This window comes from Pseudomonas sp. 3296 (assembly GCF_031456615.1).
Lineage (GTDB): Bacteria > Pseudomonadota > Gammaproteobacteria > Pseudomonadales > Pseudomonadaceae > Aquipseudomonas > Aquipseudomonas mucoides.
The window spans coordinates 314965-332892 of record NZ_JAVDUY010000004.1 but is presented as its reverse complement, the minus strand read 5'-3'; the positions used below and the strand labels follow the sequence as shown (position 1 = coordinate 332892).

The following is a 17928-nucleotide window of genomic DNA, read 5'->3' as shown; positions in this document are numbered from 1 at the left end:
GGGCGGAGCTATGACATCCATGACAAGTCATCACCAGGACAAGGCGACGTTTCTTGAGCGCCTGATTTTCAACAACCGCCCGGCAGTGATCACGATCTGCCTGCTGGTCAGTATTTTCCTGTTCTGGCAGGCGACGCTGATCCGGCCGTCCACCAGTTTCGAAAAAATGATCCCGCTCGAGCATCCCTTCATTCAAAAGATGATGGAGCACCGCAACGATCTGGCGAACCTGGGCAACACCGTGCGCATCTCGGTGGAAGCGACTGACGGCGATATCTTCTCCAAGGAATACATGGAGACCCTGCGTCAGATCAACGACGAGGTGTTCTACATTTCCGGCGTCGACCGCTCCGGCCTCAAGTCGCTGTGGAGCCCGAGCGTGCGCTGGACCGAGGTGACGGAGGAAGGCTTCGCCGGGGGTGAAGTGATCCCGCAAAGCTACAACGGTTCCCAGCAAAGCCTCGATCTGCTGCGCAACAACGTCCTCAAGTCCGGGCAGGTCGGGCGGCTGGTGGCCAACGACTTCAAGTCGAGCATCGTCGACATCCCGCTGTTGGAGTCCTACCCGGACCCGCAGGACCAGGGCAAGTTGATGGCGCTGGACTACCGCCAGTTCTCCCACGAACTTGAAGACAAGATTCGCAACAAGTTCGAAGTGCAGAACCCCAACGTCAAGATCCATATCGTCGGTTTCGCCAAGAAAGTCGGCGACCTGATCGATGGCCTGGTCATGGTGGTGATGTTCTTCGGCGTCGCCTTCATCATCACGCTGATCCTGCTGTACTGGTTCACCAACTGCATGCGCAGCACCGTGGCGGTACTCAGTACCACCCTGGTGGCGGTGGTCTGGCAGTTGGGGTTGATGCACTTCTTCGGCTTCGGGCTCGATCCTTACTCGATGCTGGTGCCGTTCCTGATCTTCGCCATTGGTATTTCCCACGGCGTACAGAAGATCAACGGTATCGCCTTGCAATCCAGTGAGGCCGATAACGCACTGACCGCTGCGCGACGCACGTTCCGTCAGCTGTTCCTGCCGGGGATGATCGCGATCCTCGCGGATGCGGTGGGTTTCATTACGCTGCTGATCATTGATATCGGTGTGATTCGTGAACTGGCCATCGGCGCGTCCATTGGCGTGGCCGTGATCGTGTTCACTAACCTGATCCTGCTGCCGGTGGCGATTTCCTACGTCGGTATCAGCAAGCGAGCCGTTGAGCGCAGCAAGAAAGACGCACACCGCGAACACCCGTTCTGGCGCCTGCTGTCGAACTTTGCCAGTAAAAAAGTCGCGCCGGTGTCGATCTTCCTTGCCTTGATCGCCTTCGGTGGCGGCCTCTGGTACAGCCAGAACCTGAAAATCGGTGACCTCGATCAGGGCGCGCCAGAACTGCGTCCGGACTCGCGCTACAACAAGGACAACAACTTCATCATCAGCAACTACTCCACCAGTTCCGATGTGTTGGTGGTGATGGTCAAGACCAAGGCAGAAGGTTGCTCACGCTATGAAGCCATGGCGCCGATCGATGAGCTGATGTGGAAGATGCAGAACACCGAGGGTGTGCAGTCGGCGATTTCCCTGGTGACCGTGTCCAAGCAGATGATCAAGGGCATGAACGAGGGCAACCTGAAATGGGAAACCCTGTCGCGTAACCCGGACGTGCTGAACAACTCCATTGCGCGTGCCGATGGCCTGTACAACAACAGTTGCTCCCTGGCGCCGGTGCTGGTGTTCCTCAACGATCACAAGGCGGCAACGCTGGATCGCGCGGTGCATGCCGTGCAGGACTTCGCCAAGGAGAACAACAAGGACGGTCTGGAATTCATCCTCGCCGCCGGTAACGCCGGCATCGAGGCGGCTACCAACGAGGTGATCAAGGAATCCGAGCTGACCATCCTGATCCTCGTCTACATCTGTGTCGCGACCATGTGCATGATCACCTTCCGTTCGTGGGCGGCGACCTTGTGCATCGTGTTGCCACTGGTGCTGACCTCGGTACTCGGCAACGCCCTGATGGCCTTCATGGGTATCGGTGTGAAAGTGGCGACCCTGCCGGTGGTTGCGCTGGGTGTAGGGATTGGCGTGGACTACGGCATTTACATCTACAGCCGTCTGGAAAGCTTCCTGCGTGCCGGTCTGCCGTTGCAAGAAGCCTATTACCAGACGCTGAAGTCTACCGGTAAAGCCGTGTTGTTCACCGGTCTGTGCCTGGCCATCGGCGTGTGCACCTGGATCTTCTCGGCCATCAAGTTCCAGGCTGACATGGGGCTGATGCTGACCTTCATGCTGCTCTGGAACATGTTCGGCGCGCTGTGGCTGTTGCCGGCGCTGGCACGTTTCCTGATCAAACCGGAGAAACTGGCCGGGCAGAAGGGCAACTCGCTGTTCGCTCACTGATTCTTGCCTGGAACAAAAAAGCCGCAACCCTGATTGCGGCTTTTTTACATCTGAAGGTTGACGCTCCCACATTGGATTTGTGGTGACTATGAGTGATCGCTACCCAACACCACATTCAACGCACTGCGCGCATCATCCAGCTGCACCAGCGTCGCATGCCGTGCGCCGAGGGCGTCGCGATTCTCGATGGCTGTGAGGATTGCCTTGTGCCGGGGCAGCGCCAGTTCGTGCAGATTCGGTCGCTGGTTCGAATGCTTCAAGGCTTCGGCAATCGCCACCGACAGCATGTTGCACAGGTTGGCCAGCAAATCGTTGTGGGTTGCATCGGCGATGCGGCTGTGGAAGTCCAGGTCCGGTTGCAGCAACGCTTCCGGGGTCGGCGCCGCTTCCATGCGCTGGTAGGCTTCGCCGATGGACGCGATGTCTGCTTCCGTGGCGAACTGCGCGGCGAGTGCAGCGGCGGCGGGTTCGATGATGCTGCGCACACTGGTGAGCAAATCGAAAAACTGATTCTGCGGGCTGCTTTGCATCAACCAATGCAAAACGTCCGGGTCGAGCATGTGCCACTCCTTGCGCTGCTTGACCACCGTGCCCACTCGCGGACGCGAATACACCAGGCCTTTGGCAACCAATACTCGGGTGGCCTCGCGCAGCACCGGGCGGCTGACCGCATACTCCTCACACAACAGGGCTTCGGCGGGCAGTTTGTCGTCCGGCTTGAAGCGCCCGGAAACGATCTGCATGCCCAGTTCCTGGACAATGCGCGAGTGCATGCTTTTGCGGTCGGAGGGTTTGCGGTAATCCATGGGGAACGGCGCGGTCCTGTGCGTGGGGGTGTCGCGCATGATAACAGGCACGACGGGATCTTGAGGCAGGTGCAAAGCAAATGTGGGAGCGAGGCTACTCGCTCCCACAGGGGGGCAGCGGGGTTAGTGAGAGTGGCGGGGGACCTCTGCGCCGCGGCAGCCGACCAGGAAGTCGAAATCGCAACCCTGATCCGCCTGCAGCACATGGTCGATGTACAGCTGACGATAGCCGCCCAGGATCATCTGTTGCGGTGGCTGCAAGTCCGCCATCCGCGCCGCCAGTTCAGCATCCGGAATATCCAGGTGCAAACGGCCGCTGGCGCAGTCCAGCTCAATCCAGTCACCTTCCTTCACCGCCGCCAATGGCCCACCTGCCGCCGCCTCCGGTGCGACGTGCAAGACCACGGTGCCGTAGGCGGTGCCACTCATGCGCGCATCGGAAATGCGCACCATGTCGGTCACACCTTGGGCGAGCAACTTGGCCGGCAACCCCATGTTGCCGACTTCAGCCATGCCTGGGTAACCCTTCGGCCCGCAGTTCTTCATCACCAGGATCGAGTTGGCGTCGACGTCCAGTTCCGGATCGTTGATCCGCGCCTTATACATGTCGAAGTTCTCGAACACCACCGCACGCCCGCGATGCTGCATCAGTTCTGCCGTGGCTGCGGACGGCTTGAGCACCGCACCGAGTGGCGCCAGGTTGCCGCGCAACACGCAGATGCCGCCGTCGGCGCGGATCGGGTTGTCGAGGGTGCGGATGACTTCGTCCTCGCCATAGATCGGCGCGTCCTTGGTGTTCTCGCCGAGGGTCTTGCCGTTGACAGTCAAGGCATTCGGGTGCGGGATCAGGTTGGCCTCACCGAGACGGCGCAGCACGGCGGGCAAGCCGCCGGCGTAGTAGAACTCTTCCATCAGAAAGCGCCCGGACGGTTGCAGGTCGACGATGGTCGGCATGCCGCGACCGATACGGGTCCAGTCGTCCAGTTCCAGATCCACGCCGATGCGGCCGGCGATGGCTTTCAAATGGATTACGGCGTTGGTCGAACCGCCAATGGCGGCGTTGACGCGAATGGCGTTTTCAAAGGCTTCTTTCGTAAGGATTTTCGACAGCTTCAAGTCTTCGCGAACCATCTCCACCGCACGCATGCCGGACATGTGCGCGAGGACATAGCGGCGTGAATCAACCGCCGGAATCGCCGCGTTGTGGGGCAGGGAAGTGCCCAGTGCTTCGGCCATGCAGGCCATGGTCGATGCCGTGCCCATGGTGTTGCAAGTGCCCGCCGAACGGGACATGCCACCCTCGGCTGCGAGGAAGTCGTCGAGTGTGATGGTGCCGGCTTTCACTTGTTCGCTGAGCTGCCAGACCACCGTGCCCGAACCGATGTCCTTGCCCTTGTGCTTGCCGTTGAGCATCGGACCGCCGGTGACGACGATCGCCGGCACGTCGCAACTGGCCGCGCCCATCAGCAGCGCCGGGGTAGTTTTGTCACAACCGGTCAGCAACACCACGCCATCAATCGGGTTGCCGCGAATGGCTTCTTCGACGTCCATGCTCGTCAGGTTGCGGGTGAACATGGCAGTCGGGCGCAGATTCGATTCGCCATTGGAGAACACCGGGAATTCAACCGGCCAGCCACCGGCCTCGATCACCCCGCGTTTGACGTGCTCCGCGATCTGGCGGAAGTGCGCGTTGCACGGGGTCAATTCCGACCATGTATTGCAGATGCCGATAATTGGCTTGCCCTGGAACTGGTGGTCGGCGATGCCCTGATTCTTCATCCAGCTGCGGTACATGAAGCCGTTCTTGTCGGCGGTGCCAAACCATTGGGCGGAGCGCAGGGTGGGTTTCTTATCAGACATGATCGATTCTCTTATTGTATGACTATATTGTTAAGGCTACGGCGTAACATAGGCTCAAATTCACCAGTTTGGAAGTGTTGTTGGTTAATTAGTAATACTATATAGTCGATTTCAACGGAGGGTTGGCCCTGGTTGTTTTCGGCGAGAGGCGGCCCCCGAGGTTCTATAACAACAACAATCGGAGACCGATCTCATGAGCCAGGAACTGCGGCTTATCCGTCGCATCACGCTGAAACTGATTCCCTTCCTGATCCTGCTGTACCTGATCGCCTATGTGGATCGCTCCGCCGTAGGCTTCGCCAAGCTGCACATGGGCGCCGACATCGGCCTCGGCGATGCCGCTTACGGCTTGGGTGCCGGGCTGTTCTTCATTGGCTATTTCCTGTTTGAAATTCCCAGCAACCTGATGCTCGATCGCTTTGGCGCACGACGCTGGTTTGCGCGGATCATGATCACCTGGGGCGCAATCACCATCGGCATGGCCTTCGTTCAGGGACCGCAGAGCTTCTATGTGATGCGCTTTCTGCTCGGTGCGGCGGAAGCCGGGTTCTTCCCCGGCGTTCTGTACTACATCACGCAGTGGTTCCCGATTCGCCATCGCGGCAAGATCCTCGGTCTGTTCATCCTTTCCCAACCCATCGCGATGATGGTCACCGGCCCTGTGTCCGGCGGCTTGCTCGGCATGGACGGCACCCTTGGTTTGCACGGCTGGCAGTGGTTGTTCATCGTCATCGGAACACCGGCGATCCTGCTGACCTGGCCGGTGCTGCGTTTCCTGCCTGACGGCCCACAACAGGTGAAATGGATGGACCAGGCCGAGAAGGACTGGTTGTCCGGCGAGCTGAAAAAGGACCTCGAGGAATACGGCCAGACCCGTCACGGCAATCCGTTGCACGCACTCAAGGACAAACGTGTGCTGCTGCTCGCGCTGTTCTATCTGCCAGTGACGTTGAGCATTTATGGCTTGGGTCTGTGGTTGCCGACGCTGATCAAACAGTTCGGCGGCAGTGACCTTGTGACCGGTTTCGTTTCAGCAGTGCCGTACATTTTCGGAATCATCGGCTTGTTGATCATTCCTCGCAGTTCCGACCGATTGAATGACCGCTACGGTCACCTGGCCGTGCTGTATGTACTGGGTGCCATCGGCCTGTTCCTCAGCGCCTGGCTGACGGTGCCGGTGTTGCAACTGGCGGCGCTGTGTCTGGTGGCGTTTGCGCTGTTTTCCTGCACGGCAGTGTTCTGGACTTTGCCGGGTCGATTCTTTGCCGGGGCCAGTGCGGCGGCCGGGATCGCCTTGATCAACTCGGTGGGCAATCTGGGCGGTTACATCGGTCCGTTCGTGATCGGAGCGCTCAAGGAGTACACCGGCAACCTGGCGTCGGGGCTGTATTTCCTGTCGGGTGTGATGGTGTTCGGGCTGGTGCTGACGGGCGTGGTTTACCGGTTGCTGGAGCGCAGGCATGTGCTGCCGGCGGATCAGTTTGCCGCTAGCGCCCGAGGTGCAACCCGTACTTGAATCTCAGGATTAACACCAATCAACTGTAGGAGTGAGCCGGCTCCGGGCGTCGTTACGACGATAGCGGTGTATCAGTCGTCATCAATGTTGAATGTGATGGCCTCATCGCGAGCAGGTTCACTCCTACAGGGAGATCGGTGGTGTTTCGAATAAACAGGAGAATATTCATGCGTTTGGTTCAATTCGAATTGAGTAACGGTGAGCGCCGCGTCGGTGTCGTCGAGGACAGTCTGGTCCGTGAAGTGCAGAACGCGCATACCGTTCGCGACCTGGCACTGGCAGCCATTGAAGCCGGCACCACTCTGCAGCAGCAAGTAAACGCCCTGGGCCTGGGCATCAGCCACAACTACGCCGAACTGCTCGCCGCGCTGCGCATCCTGCCACCGCTGGACCACCCGGACCCGGCGCATATGCTGGTCAGCGGCACCGGCCTGACCCATTTGGGCAGCGCCTCGGCGCGGGACAAAATGCATCAGCAGGCCGGTGACGAAGCGGCTATGACCGACACCATGCGCATCTTCAAATGGGGCGTGGAGGGCGGTAAGCCGGACGCGGGGCAGGCCGGCGTACAACCGGAATGGTTCTACAAGGGCGACGGCAGCATCGTCGTTCGGCCCGGCCACCCGTTCCCGCTGCCACCGTTCGCCGAAGACGCCGGTGAAGAGCCCGAGCTCAGCGGCCTCTACGTGATCGGTCACGACAGCAAGCCTTATCGCCTCGGTTATGCCGTCGGCAACGAATTCTCCGACCACGTCATGGAACGTAAAAATTACCTGTACCTGGCGCACTCCAAATTGCGCAGTTGCAGTTACGGCCCGGAGCTTCGGGTCGGCGAATTACCCCAACACCTGGCCGGCACCAGCCGCATCCTGCGCGACGGCGAAGTGCTGTGGCAGAACGAGTTTCTCAGCGGCGAAGCCAACATGTGCCACAGCCTGGAAAACCTCGAATATCACCATTTCAAATACAGCCAGTTCCTGCGTCCGGGGGACGTGCACATTCATTTCTTCGGCACCGCGACCCTGTCGTTCGCCGACGGTATTCGTACGCGGCCGGGTGATGTGTTTGAAATCAGCCAGGCCGAGTTTGGTGCACCGTTGATCAACGGCATCGAACTGGCGCCAGCGGCGTTCGAACCCGGCACCGTCGGCACCCTTTAAGGAGATACGCATGACCCTGATCCTTGGACACAACTACATCGGTGGCCAGCGTAGCGCTGTCGGCTCACTCAAACTCCAGAGCATCGATGCCAGCACCGGCGAAGCCTTGCCACACGATTTCTACCAGGCCACCCCGGAAGAAGTGGACGCCGCCGCCAAGGCTGCAGCGACCGCTTACCCGGCCTATCGCAGCTTGAGCGCGGAACGTCGTGCGCAATTCCTCGATGCAATTGCCGATGAACTGGACGCGCTGGGTGACGAGTTCGTCGCCGTGGTCTGCCGCGAAACCGCGCTGCCTGCTGGCCGTATTCAAGGCGAACGCGCTCGCACCAGCGGCCAGATGCGCTTGTTCGCCAAGGTGCTGCGTCGCGGTGATTTTTACGGTGCGCGGATCGATAAAGCATTGCCCGAACGCACACCACTGCCACGTCCGGATTTGCGCCAATACCGTATCGGGCTCGGCCCGGTGGCCGTGTTCGGGGCGAGCAATTTTCCGTTGGCGTTCTCGACGGCCGGCGGCGACACCGCCTCGGCCCTGGCGGCGGGCTGCCCGGTGGTGTTCAAGGCGCACGGTGGCCACATGGCCACGGCCGAATGGGTAGCTGACGCGATCGTGCGTGCCGCGGAAAAAACCGGCATGCCGGCCGGTGTGTTCAACATGATCTACGGTGGCGGGGTCGGCGAAGCGCTGGTCAAGCATCCGGCAATTCAGGCCGTCGGCTTCACCGGCTCGTTGAAGGGCGGTCGAGCCTTGTGCGACATGGCCGCTGCACGCGCGCAGCCGATCCCGGTGTTCGCTGAAATGTCGAGCATCAACCCGGTGATTGTGTTGCCGCAGGCGTTGCACAGCCGCGCTGAAACGGTCGCCCGAGACCTGACAGCGTCGGTGGTTCAAGGTTGTGGTCAGTTCTGTACCAATCCCGGATTGGTGATTGGGATTCGTTCGCCGCAGTTCAGCGTGTTTGTGCAGCAGGTGGCCTGGTTGATCAACGACCAACCGGCGCAAACCATGCTCAATGCCGGGACCTTGAGCAGCTATGGCAAAGGCCTGGAAAAACTCCTCGCGCACCCGGGCATTTCGCATCTGGCGGGCAACGCGCAACAGGGCAATCAGGCTCAGCCGCAATTGTTCAAGGCTGACGTCGACCTGTTGCTCAAGGGCGACGAAGCCTTGCAGGAAGAGGTTTTCGGTCCGACCACGGTGGTGGTGGAAGTGGCCGATCAGGCACAACTGAGCGCTGCACTGAACGGGCTGCATGGCCAGCTCACGGCGACGATCATTGGCGATCCGGCGGACTTTGAACAGTTCGGCGAACTGACGGCGCTGCTGGAGCAAAAGGTCGGGCGGATTCTGCTCAATGGTTATCCGACCGGTGTGGAAGTGTGCGATTCGATGGTCCATGGTGGACCGTACCCGGCAACATCCGATGCACGCGGCACATCGGTGGGCACTTTGGCGATTGACCGTTTCCTGCGCCCGGTGTGCTTCCAGAACTACCCGGACAGCTTGCTGCCGGACGCGTTGAAGAATGGAAATCCGCTGCGTATCCAGCGGTTGGTGGATGGGCAGCCGTCCAGAGAAGCCCTCTAACAGCCGGAAACGGACCCTGTGGGAGCGAGCAAGCTCGCTCCCACAGTGGGTTGGTGTTGTGTCGGAGTTTTGTGTTCGGCATTGGGCTGCAAGCACATTGAGCTATCATTGCGTCTTTCCCATTCAAAGATTGATTGCCATGACTGCCCAAGCCGACACTTTGCTCAACACGCTCGAACACTGCGACATGGTGGAAATCGACGGGTTGCATGCATTCGAATTCTCCCTCGATGAAGACGACAACTTGCACATCGAATGCATCGACGGTCGTGTGTCCAAGCACTGGGAATTCACCCCGGCCGAAGTCGAAGCCGCGACCTTCGATCCAGACCTGCAAAGCTGGCTGATCACGGGCAGTTCCGGCGAACACCGCCTGGTGTGCGTGACCGCGTTCAGCGCCGGTGACGACGAGGACGAGGACGAGGACGAGGACGATGAGCGTGGGTAAGCGTAATTTTTGGCCTCTGCTGATGGCGGGCAGTATCGGTGCTATGGGCGTTCAGATGGCCTCGGCCGAGGACTATCAGTTACTGGTGGGTTCCTACACGGCGGGTCAGAGCCAAGGCATTTATCGCCTGAATTTCGACAGCTCGACCGGGCAGATCAACCCCAAGCCTCTGCAAGTCATCAAGAGTGAAAACCCGTCCTGGCTGGCCCTGTCCAAGGATCAGCATCGGCTGTTCGTGGTCAACGAAAATGGTCCGGGACAGAACGATCCAGTCGGGCGCGTCAGCAGTTATGCGATCGACCCCAAGACCCATGCCCTGAGCCTGAGCAATCAGGTGCAGAGCCTGGGCAATGAGCCGACTCATTCGAGCCTCAGCGTTGATGGCAGTCATCTGTTCGTCAGCAACTACTCGGTGGCTGAAGATCCGGGCGGCACCCTCGCTGTGTTGCCCGTGGGCGCAGACGGAAAACTCAGCAGCGTAGTGCAGATGAGCAGTCATCCCTCGAGTCGGGTCAACCCTGAGCGGCAGATGTCGGCTCACGTGCACTCGACGATTTCCTCGCCAGACGGTCGGTACGTGTTCTCCAATGACCTGGGCGCTGACAAGGTCTTTGTCTATCGCTTCGACCCCAAGGCCAACCCGGACTTGCCATTGACGCCGGCCAAACCGGCGTCAGTCCAGTTGCCGCCAGGCAGCGGGCCGCGTCATCTGCTGTTCAGCGCCGATGGCAAGCATGCCTGGCTGACCCTGGAAATGAGTGCTCAGGTGGCCGTGTTCGATTACAAGGACGGCACGCTGGAGCAAACGCAGATAGTTGACCTGGCAGCGGGTCAGCCCGCGTCTGATAAGGCCGCGGCGGCGCTGCATGCCTCCGCGGATGGCAAATTCCTCTACGTCAGCAACCGTGGCACCGCCAATCAGTTGCTGGTGTTTGCCATCGACCCGGCGACTGGCCAGCTCAAGGAATTGCAGCGACGCTCCGTGGACGGCGACCATCCGCGCGAATTCAGCCTCGATCCCAGTGGCCAATTTGTGTTGATTGCCAACCAGAAGAGCAACCAGATTGTCGTCGTCGAACGCGATGCCAAGACCGGTTTGCTGGGCAAAACCGTGCAAAAGCTGCCGATGGACGCGCCAAGCGACCTCAAGTTCATGCTGCGTCAATAGGCCGCAGGCCCCGGTACAAGGGGCCTGCATCCTTCTATTAATGATGCTGATATCTGCTAATGCTACAAAGCATTTCAAGACGCGGACCCTCGAAGGTTAAGTTTGCTTCACGGCCCCACCGGGCAAGCAAGCCAACTGAATCCGAGGAATACCGCCATGAACTTCAATCTCTTCTCTGTAATCGCCGCTTCCGCCATCTCCGCCACCGTTGCTCTGCCAGCCAGCGCCAACGTTGAAATCAGCGAGAAAAAATCCCACGCTCAGAGCTACACCCAGAAATACCTGCAACAGAGCGCCAACTTCTACGCCGCTCTGGATCACAAAACCCAAGCCTGAAATTCCAGCCCTGCACCTTTTATGCAGGAGCGAAGTCACTTGCGTTGATCAGGCTGAAAAGCTTTGAGAAACCTGAGTGATGTCGCTCCTGCATAACGCGTTTACGACAGCATCACATTGCCACCTACTCTCGACTTGATATCACATGGCCACGAGTCTAGATTTGACGCTGAGTTTTTGACTCCTTTTCTAATAATAAGGATCGACAGCATGGCGATGCGTCTGGCAGTGGTTCTTCTTTTTCTGTATTCCACCCCCATTCTTTCGGACGCACAGCCCGTTCCAGACGAACCGGACGCGGCCCGCGAACGCATGATGAGTTTTATCAACGACTGAAATAGATCGGCTTAATGATCAACGAAGCTGATGGTCACTATGGATAACCCTGAGTGGTTACCACAGCATTTTTGATTGATTCTGTGGGCATCGAAACATGCCCACGGAGAACACCATGGCCAGCTCAATCCTCACTTCTGCCAAACACGGCGCCTACCTGGCCATCGGTCTTTACGTTTCAATGGTGCTGGTGGTCAGCCTTTCGGCTCAATCGCAACACACCGTGGACGCACCGATTCAGGTCGCTTATCCCGCCATCCAGTTCGAACACCGCGCTCAAGACGTCGTGGTCGATCACGCAGAAATGGCGGGAGTGGTCGGAGCATGAAAGGGCGCAAACTCTGGGTAATCGCCTTTCTGGCAATCATAACCAACGGCGCTTCGTTGCTGGGCATCGGGCAGGGCTCGGCCGGTTCCGTGGCCCGGTCGATAGAGGCCAATCACAACCTCGCACGCAATATCGAAACGCAGAAAGCGTTGGGGTTGTTGGCGGGCAATCCACCGATCAAGCGCCAGCTCGATTTCCTTGGGCCATTCCAGGTGGATTGCTCGGTGTTGCAGATGTGCGAAGTGTTCGCCTGAATCGCCTGGACGACACACACTTTGTAGCGGGGATCAGGGTGTAGTTATTTTTGCATCACGCCGGTAAACAGGTCCGACTCCAGAAACCGCTGCAACCATTCCTGCAACCGCACATAAGGCGTCTGTGTAAACCATTCGCGATCGACATGGGCGAACTGCCGTACGAACGGCAACAACGCTACATCCGCGAGGCTTGGATGTGCTGCCAGCAAGTATTCGCGCCCCTGCAGCCATTCATCAAGCTGACGCAAAAACACTTCACCTTGCGCCCGATAAACCTCCATCGGCTGCTCGGGATAACGTTCGGCGTACTTGTAGCGATTCAAATGCACCTTGAACACCTGATCGTTTGCTTCGATCAGGGCGGTGATCTGCGCCTGTCCGGCGGGATCATCCTTGAGCAGCCAGTCCTGCGGATCGTTTTGCGCCAGCGCCCAGTGCATGATCGCCAGGCTTTCATCAATTACCCGGCCATCAGCGTTCAGCACCGGCACCGTGCCTTTGTTCGACAGCGCGAGCATCTCGGCGGGTTTGGCCTTGAGGCTGACCTCGACGATATCAACCGCGACCCCTGAGTAGCGCAGGGCCATGCGCGCACGCATGGCGTACGGGCAGCGGCGGAACGAATACAGCGTATTCATTTCACCTCCAGCGTACTCAGGCCGTTGCCCTGGCGATGAACCTGAATCTGCACCGGAATCCGCTCATGCATTTCCTGCACGTGGGAAATCACCGCGACTTTACGACCCTGAGCCTGCAAGCCATCGAGCGCGTCCATGGCCAGTTGCAGGGATTCCGGATCGAGGCTGCCGAAGCCTTCGTCGATGAACAGCGATTCGATTTTCAGCGTGCTCGAGGCCATCGACGCCAGGCCCAATGCCAGCGCCAACGACACCAGGAACGTCTCGCCGCCCGACAACGAATGCACCGAGCGCAGTTCATCACCCATCTCGGTGTCCATCACCAATAACCCAAGCATGCTGCCGCCGCGCTTCAACCGATAACGGCGCACCAGTTGGCGCAGTTGCACGTTGGCGTGATGCACCAGCAGGTCGAGGTTGTACGCCTGGGCGATCTTGCGGAAGGTATCGCCGGTGGCCGAGCCGATCAGGGCACTCAAACGCGCCCAGCGTTGATACTCGGTGTAGGCATCGGCAATCTGCTGTGCAAGCGCCTGATTGGCGTTTTGCCGACGCTGATCTTCGGCCTGTTCGGCGCGCAGCTCGGCGCAGCGGTGTTCGCTGGCGGCAAACAGGTTTTGCAGTTCGGCAAGCGCGCTAGCCAATTGTTCGGCGTCGAGGTTGCCGTTGTGCTGCGCTTGATGGTTGAGCAGGCGCTTGTCGCGCTCCTGCAACAAGACCTTGGCCTGTTCGATGGCTTTTTCGCTGTGCTGCAATTGCTGGCGCAGTTCGCTGAGCTGTTGGTCGTCGACGCTCAGCAACGCTTCCAGACCACCGTCATCCAGCTCCGGATGCAGCGCGCGCCAATCAGCAATCTTGCTGTTCAACTCACGGTCTTCGGCTTCCAGTGCCAACGAGCGTTCCTGCAGGGCCTTGAGTTCGGCTGCCAATTGCACCAGGCGCGTGCGCACGGTTTGCAGTTCCTGATTGGCGGTCGATTCTGCGGTGCGTGCCTGTTCGACCGCTTGATCGAGTTGCTGCTGCCATTGCTCGGCACTGGCGTGTGCGCCCAACAATTGCGTCAGGGTCTGCTGACAGGCTTGCTGCTGCTCGGCGAGGGTATCGAACTGCTGCTTGGCAACTTCCAGTTGCTGAAGGCGCGTCTGCTGGCGGTCCTGTTCTTTCTCCAGCGTCTGCTGGCGTTGCAGCTGTTCGCTGAGTTCATCGCGTTGCTGGTCGAGTTGCTCCAGGCGCTGGGCAATCTGCCGGTCGAGTTGCATGAACGTCGCGGCGGGCTCGTTGCGCAATGCCTCCAGCGTCTCGCGCGGAAGCAGGGTGCTGAACGCCGTCAGTTCTTCATCCAGACGCTGGCGATCGCTGCTCAACTCGCGTTGCTGAGTACTCAAGTGCTGCGCCGCTTGCTGGCTCGCAGTTTCGGCACTGCGCAGTTGATGCTGAAGGCGTGCGGCGTCCTGTTGCAAGGTGAGCAGGGCGGTTTGCCGCTGTTCGTCCTGGGTGATGCTCTGGTTCAACTGAGTGTTTTGCTGTGTCAGCCAGGCATCGCGTTTGTTCGTGTCCTGCGCCAGTAATTGCGCCGACAAGGGATGAGCGTCGAGGCTTGGCGTCAGGGCTTGTTGCTGGGTGGCGAGCTGTTCTTGCTGCTGTAACAGCTCTTTTTGCTGAGCGATCAAGCCACCGACTTCGCCGCGCAAGTCAGTGAGCCTTTCCTTCAGCTGGTCGACGGCTTTCTGCGCGTTGGCCTGCTCGCTTTCATCATGACGACCGAGGCTTTGCAGCAGCGCTTCCGGCTGATGATAGGGATGGTCGGGGCTGCCACAAACCGGGCACGGTTGATCGTCTTGCAACTGCTCACGCAATTCTTCGACGCTGGCGCTGCGGGCCAGACGCTGACGCTCCAGCAGTTCGCGGGTGACGGTCAGGGTCTGTTCGGCGACCGTCAGTTCGTTCCTGGTTTTTACCCCGTCCTGGGTCAGCCGATCCCGTTCTTGCTGAGCGGTCGACTGGCGTTTTTGAAGCTCCGCGCCACGGCTGTCCAGTTCCCGCTGCTGGGTCCACAGTCGTGTCAGCTCTTCGAAGGCTCGCAGTTGCTTGCGGTTGTCCTGCAACAGATTGCCGAGTAACTGGATCTGTTCAGCCACGGCCTCGGGCTCGGCGCCTGCCTCTTTGTAGAGCACTTCCAACTGCTGCTTTTGCACGGCGAATGCTTGCGCTGCGCGAGTGGCGCTGTGCTCAAGGTCGGCCATTTCGGCCTGGCCCTTGTTCAGGCGATTGCCGATCAACATCAGCTGTTGCAGGCGATCGCGATAGGCATTCCACGCCTCGCTGAGCGGCGCCAGAGCGGCGCTTTGTTCCAGCTCGCCGGCGATGCGTTGCAGGCGTTCGGCGACGAGTTTCTGTTGGTCCAGCAAACCTTGAATCGTGTTCTGACCCTGAGTGCAGGCCAGTTCGGCTTGCTGCTTGAGATCGGCGCTGAGGCTCGTGTCCTTGACCAGACGGGTGAGGGTGCTTTGCGCTTCAAAGGCCTGGCGCAGCAACGGCGCACTGTGGGTGTGCTGATGTTGCGCTTCGGTCAGTGCGGTGTGGGCGCTGCTCAGGCTCTGCTCGAGTTGCGCCTGGCGCAGCGTCAGTTCCTGTTGCTGTTGCGTGTGGTGCTGAATCTGTTCGGCCAACGGTGTGAGCTGGGCGGTGAGTTCGGTTTTGCGGGCGAATTGATGCCGTTGCGGGGCCAATTGCTCCAGGCGCGTCAATTTCAGGCGTTCGCCAACCTGGCTTTCCCAATGCTGCTGCGCGCCGGTCAATTGCTCCGTGGCGCTCTGCTGTTCTTCCTGCAACTGGCGCAGGTCTTTGAGCCAGGTGTGTTGCAGCTCAAGCTGCTTGAGCTGCGCCTGCTGTGTCTTCAGTTGTTGCTGCGCTTCATTGAAGCGTTCATCCAGTTCGGCGCGGGCTTCGGGCGCCAGCGGCGTCACGCCGGTGGCCTGGTCTTGCAACAGCTTGTGCGCTTCACGCGCCTCCTTGGTCTTGTCGAACGCACGACGACCGAGCTGGGTGTACAGCGCGGTGTCGGTGAGTTTTTCCAGCAGTTCGCTGCGTTCGTTGTCGTTGGCCTTGAGGAAGGCACTGAACTCGCTCTGGGCGAGCAACACAGCGCGGGTGAACTGCTCGAAATTGAGGCCCAATACGGATTCGAGCTGGGTTTTGAACTCGACTTTCTGGCTCGCCAGCAGTTGATCCTGATCGATGTCGCGCAAGCTCTGGCGACTGGCTTGCAACTTGCCGCCAGCCTTTTCCCGGGCGCGATTGGCTTCCCAGCGCGCCCGGTAGCGGCGACCGTCAATGCCGACGAAATCCACTTCGGCATAGCCTTCGCCGGTGCCGCGACGCAGCAGCGTGCGCGGGTCGCCGGTGCTGATTTCGCCATCGGCGTCCGGCGCTTTCGCGGACACTTGCGCATTGCTCAGGCGCGGCACGGCGCCAAACAGAGCCAGGCACAAGGCATCGAGCAAGGTGCTCTTGCCGGCGCCGGTCGGGCCGGTGATGGCAAACAAACCGGCGCTGGCCAAGGGTTCGGCGGTGAAGTCGATCTCAAAGGGACCGGCCAGGGAGGCGAGGTTCTTCAGGCGGATCGCGAGGATCTTCATGGTTGTTCGCTCCCCATCTGCACATCTTGCAGTAACTCGGCAAAGTCCTTCAGCGTTTGCTCATCGACCTCACTGCCGTAGCTGTCCTGCCAGGCGCGACTGAACAATTCCTGAGGTGTGAGCTGGTCCAGTTCCACCAGCGTGGTGCCGTCGTCGACACCATCGCGGCTGCCATTGCCGGCGTATTCGGCGGCGATGCGCACCAGACGCACGGCTTTGCCTTGCAGGGCGGTTTCCACCTGATGACGCAGGTCGGGTTGTGGCTCGTCGAGGCGCACCCGAACTTCCAGCCACGGTTGGCGCTGGATGTCGGCCAGCAAATCGATGTTGGGCAGGTCCGCCAGTTGCAGGAGGATCTCTGCCAGCGGCGCCGGGCCGATGCGTTGCAGGTTCACTGCCCGTGGAATCAGTTTCGGTTCGACGCTGACCAGGGTTTCGCCGTCGAGGGCGACGTCGAGAATCTGATGCTGATAACCGATCTCGGAGAACGACAGCGGAATCGGCGAGCCGCTATAGCGGATGCGCTCTTCGCCGTTGACCTTCTGCGGCTTGTGCAAATGACCGAGGGCGACGTAGCTGATGCTGGGGCCGAACAGGCTGGCGGGCAGGGCCTCGGCGTTACCGATGATCAGGCTGCGCTCGGAATCTTCAGACACCGAACCGCCGGCCATGTGCGCGTGGCTGATGGCGATCAATGCCTGGCCAGGTGTGCGCTTGGCGTTGGCCGCTTCGATCAGCCATTCGTGAACCTGGCCAATCCCGCGCAGATAATTGTCGCCCAACTGCGCACCGGTGACTTCGGCAGGGCGCAGGAACGGCAGCGCCAGGCACCAGGCGGCAACCTCACCGCTCGCATCCGGTAACGGTAGCAACAGGCGTTCAGCATCCAGTTGACCATCATCCAGCCACAGCACGCGGCCGAGCGCATGGGTGCGCAGGCGTCGCATCAATGGCGCGGGCAGTTCGATTCGTGAGCCGGAATCGTGGTTGCCGGCGATCATTACGATGGTCAGCAACGGCTGCTGCTCGTGGGCACTGACGATGAAATCGTAGAGGCGTTCCTGGGCTTTGACCGGCGGGTTGACCGTATCGAAGATGTCGCCGGCGATCAGCAGCACATCGGGCTGGTCCAGCTTCAGTTGGCGTAACAGCCACTCGAGAAAACAGGCGTGCTCGAAATCGCGTTCCTGGCCGTGCAGATTCTGCCCAAGGTGCCAGTCGGAGGTGTGGAACAGACGCAAGGCGGACTCCGTTGGAAATAAGGTAATGGCCGCGTGAGGAATGAAGGCGGCTAAAGGGGAGGGAGTTTACTGGCAAAAAAAGCGTGGCGCGCGGTGGATGTGATCAAACCGCGGACTTGTGGCGAGGGGGCTTGCCCCCGTTGGGTCGCGAAGCGGCCCCAGCAATTTCACTGACATATCGCAGCGCCTGAGTTTACGACTGCTACGCAG

15 protein-coding genes are annotated in these 17928 nt (G+C 59.8%); 10 read left to right on the top strand and 5 right to left on the bottom strand.

Annotated elements, in window-relative coordinates:
• Window positions 1-19: 19 nt before the first annotated feature.
• Window positions 20-2395 (top strand): RND family transporter, encoded by a 2376-nt coding sequence (locus tag J2X66_RS12745; protein ID WP_405046770.1) that lies wholly within the window; start codon window positions 20-22, stop codon window positions 2393-2395.
• A gap of 86 nt (window positions 2396-2481) precedes the next feature.
• Here J2X66_RS12745 and J2X66_RS12740 read toward each other — a convergent pair whose 3' ends face one another.
• Entirely contained in the window at window positions 2482-3201 is a 720-nt protein-coding gene (locus J2X66_RS12740; RefSeq protein ID WP_310265267.1) for a FadR/GntR family transcriptional regulator, read from the bottom strand.
• 123 nt (window positions 3202-3324) lie between these two features.
• Window positions 3325-5061: an IlvD/Edd family dehydratase gene (locus J2X66_RS12735; protein WP_194939972.1), complete on the bottom strand. Its 1737-nt coding sequence runs from the start codon at window positions 5059-5061 to the stop codon at window positions 3325-3327.
• Window positions 5062-5254: 193 nt separating this feature from the next.
• On the opposite strand from J2X66_RS12735, the gene J2X66_RS12730 reads away from it, so the two are divergent.
• The 9 genes from J2X66_RS12730 to J2X66_RS12690 all read left to right on the top strand — a co-directional run bounded on the left by J2X66_RS12730 (window position 5255) and on the right by J2X66_RS12690 (window position 12198).
• Window positions 5255-6577, top strand: a complete 1323-nt coding sequence (locus J2X66_RS12730; protein WP_310264745.1) for an MFS transporter — start codon at window positions 5255-5257, stop codon at window positions 6575-6577.
• A gap of 167 nt (window positions 6578-6744) precedes the next feature.
• Entirely contained in the window at window positions 6745-7737 is a 993-nt protein-coding gene (gene araD1, locus J2X66_RS12725; RefSeq protein ID WP_310264744.1) for an AraD1 family protein, read from the top strand.
• A gap of 10 nt (window positions 7738-7747) precedes the next feature.
• Complete coding sequence (locus tag J2X66_RS12720; protein WP_310264742.1) at window positions 7748-9328, top strand: aldehyde dehydrogenase (NADP(+)); 1581 nt, start codon at window positions 7748-7750, stop codon at window positions 9326-9328.
• A 139-nt stretch (window positions 9329-9467) separates the two neighbouring features.
• On the top strand, window positions 9468-9776 hold the full coding sequence (locus tag J2X66_RS12715) for a DUF5629 family protein (protein WP_310264739.1): 309 nt from the start codon (window positions 9468-9470) through the stop codon (window positions 9774-9776).
• Window positions 9777-9798: 22 nt separating this feature from the next.
• Entirely contained in the window at window positions 9799-10944 is a 1146-nt protein-coding gene (locus J2X66_RS12710) for a lactonase family protein (protein ID WP_310265265.1), read from the top strand.
• A gap of 156 nt (window positions 10945-11100) precedes the next feature.
• Window positions 11101-11280: a hypothetical protein gene (locus J2X66_RS12705; protein WP_059180948.1), complete on the top strand. Its 180-nt coding sequence runs from the start codon at window positions 11101-11103 to the stop codon at window positions 11278-11280.
• Window positions 11281-11490: 210 nt separating this feature from the next.
• Entirely contained in the window at window positions 11491-11616 is a 126-nt protein-coding gene (locus tag J2X66_RS12700; RefSeq protein ID WP_275671759.1) for a hypothetical protein, read from the top strand.
• A 115-nt stretch (window positions 11617-11731) separates the two neighbouring features.
• Window positions 11732-11944 (top strand): hypothetical protein, encoded by a 213-nt coding sequence (locus tag J2X66_RS12695; RefSeq protein ID WP_310264735.1) that lies wholly within the window; start codon window positions 11732-11734, stop codon window positions 11942-11944.
• A complete protein-coding gene (locus tag J2X66_RS12690) occupies window positions 11941-12198 on the top strand; it encodes a hypothetical protein (protein WP_310264733.1) in 258 nt (85 codons plus the stop codon). Before J2X66_RS12695 ends, J2X66_RS12690 begins: the two co-directional genes overlap by 4 nt.
• 44 nt (window positions 12199-12242) lie before the next feature.
• Here J2X66_RS12690 and J2X66_RS12685 read toward each other — a convergent pair whose 3' ends face one another.
• The 3 genes from J2X66_RS12685 to J2X66_RS12675 are packed head-to-tail and all read right to left on the bottom strand — an operon-like array spanning window position 12243 to window position 17718.
• Window positions 12243-12839, bottom strand: a complete 597-nt coding sequence (locus J2X66_RS12685) for a glutathione S-transferase (RefSeq protein WP_310264731.1) — start codon at window positions 12837-12839, stop codon at window positions 12243-12245.
• Window positions 12836-16477: an SbcC/MukB-like Walker B domain-containing protein gene (locus J2X66_RS12680; protein WP_310264728.1), complete on the bottom strand. Its 3642-nt coding sequence runs from the start codon at window positions 16475-16477 to the stop codon at window positions 12836-12838. Before J2X66_RS12680 ends, J2X66_RS12685 begins: the two co-directional genes overlap by 4 nt.
• On the bottom strand, window positions 16474-17718 hold the full coding sequence (locus J2X66_RS12675; RefSeq protein ID WP_310264725.1) for an exonuclease SbcCD subunit D C-terminal domain-containing protein: 1245 nt from the start codon (window positions 17716-17718) through the stop codon (window positions 16474-16476). The genes J2X66_RS12680 and J2X66_RS12675 overlap by 4 nt, the downstream gene beginning before the upstream one ends.
• Window positions 17719-17928 lie beyond the last annotated feature (210 nt).

Coding starts and splice junctions, on each gene's coding strand:
- J2X66_RS12720 (WP_310264742.1), top strand. CDS start 7,748: ATGACCCTGATCCTTGGACACAACTACATCGGTGGCCAGCGTAGCGCT.
- J2X66_RS12690 (WP_310264733.1), top strand. CDS start 11,941: ATGAAAGGGCGCAAACTCTGGGTAATCGCCTTTCTGGCAATCATAACC.
- araD1 (WP_310264744.1), top strand. CDS start 6,745: ATGCGTTTGGTTCAATTCGAATTGAGTAACGGTGAGCGCCGCGTCGGT.
- J2X66_RS12685 (WP_310264731.1), bottom strand. CDS start 12,839: ATGAATACGCTGTATTCGTTCCGCCGCTGCCCGTACGCCATGCGTGCG.
- J2X66_RS12700 (WP_275671759.1), top strand. CDS start 11,491: ATGGCGATGCGTCTGGCAGTGGTTCTTCTTTTTCTGTATTCCACCCCC.
- J2X66_RS12710 (WP_310265265.1), top strand. CDS start 9,799: ATGGCGGGCAGTATCGGTGCTATGGGCGTTCAGATGGCCTCGGCCGAG.
- J2X66_RS12680 (WP_310264728.1), bottom strand. CDS start 16,477: ATGAAGATCCTCGCGATCCGCCTGAAGAACCTCGCCTCCCTGGCCGGT.
- J2X66_RS12735 (WP_194939972.1), bottom strand. CDS start 5,061: ATGTCTGATAAGAAACCCACCCTGCGCTCCGCCCAATGGTTTGGCACC.
- J2X66_RS12730 (WP_310264745.1), top strand. CDS start 5,255: ATGAGCCAGGAACTGCGGCTTATCCGTCGCATCACGCTGAAACTGATT.
- J2X66_RS12695 (WP_310264735.1), top strand. CDS start 11,732: ATGGCCAGCTCAATCCTCACTTCTGCCAAACACGGCGCCTACCTGGCC.
- J2X66_RS12745 (WP_405046770.1), top strand. CDS start 20: ATGACAAGTCATCACCAGGACAAGGCGACGTTTCTTGAGCGCCTGATT.
- J2X66_RS12705 (WP_059180948.1), top strand. CDS start 11,101: ATGAACTTCAATCTCTTCTCTGTAATCGCCGCTTCCGCCATCTCCGCC.
- J2X66_RS12715 (WP_310264739.1), top strand. CDS start 9,468: ATGACTGCCCAAGCCGACACTTTGCTCAACACGCTCGAACACTGCGAC.
- J2X66_RS12740 (WP_310265267.1), bottom strand. CDS start 3,201: ATGGATTACCGCAAACCCTCCGACCGCAAAAGCATGCACTCGCGCATT.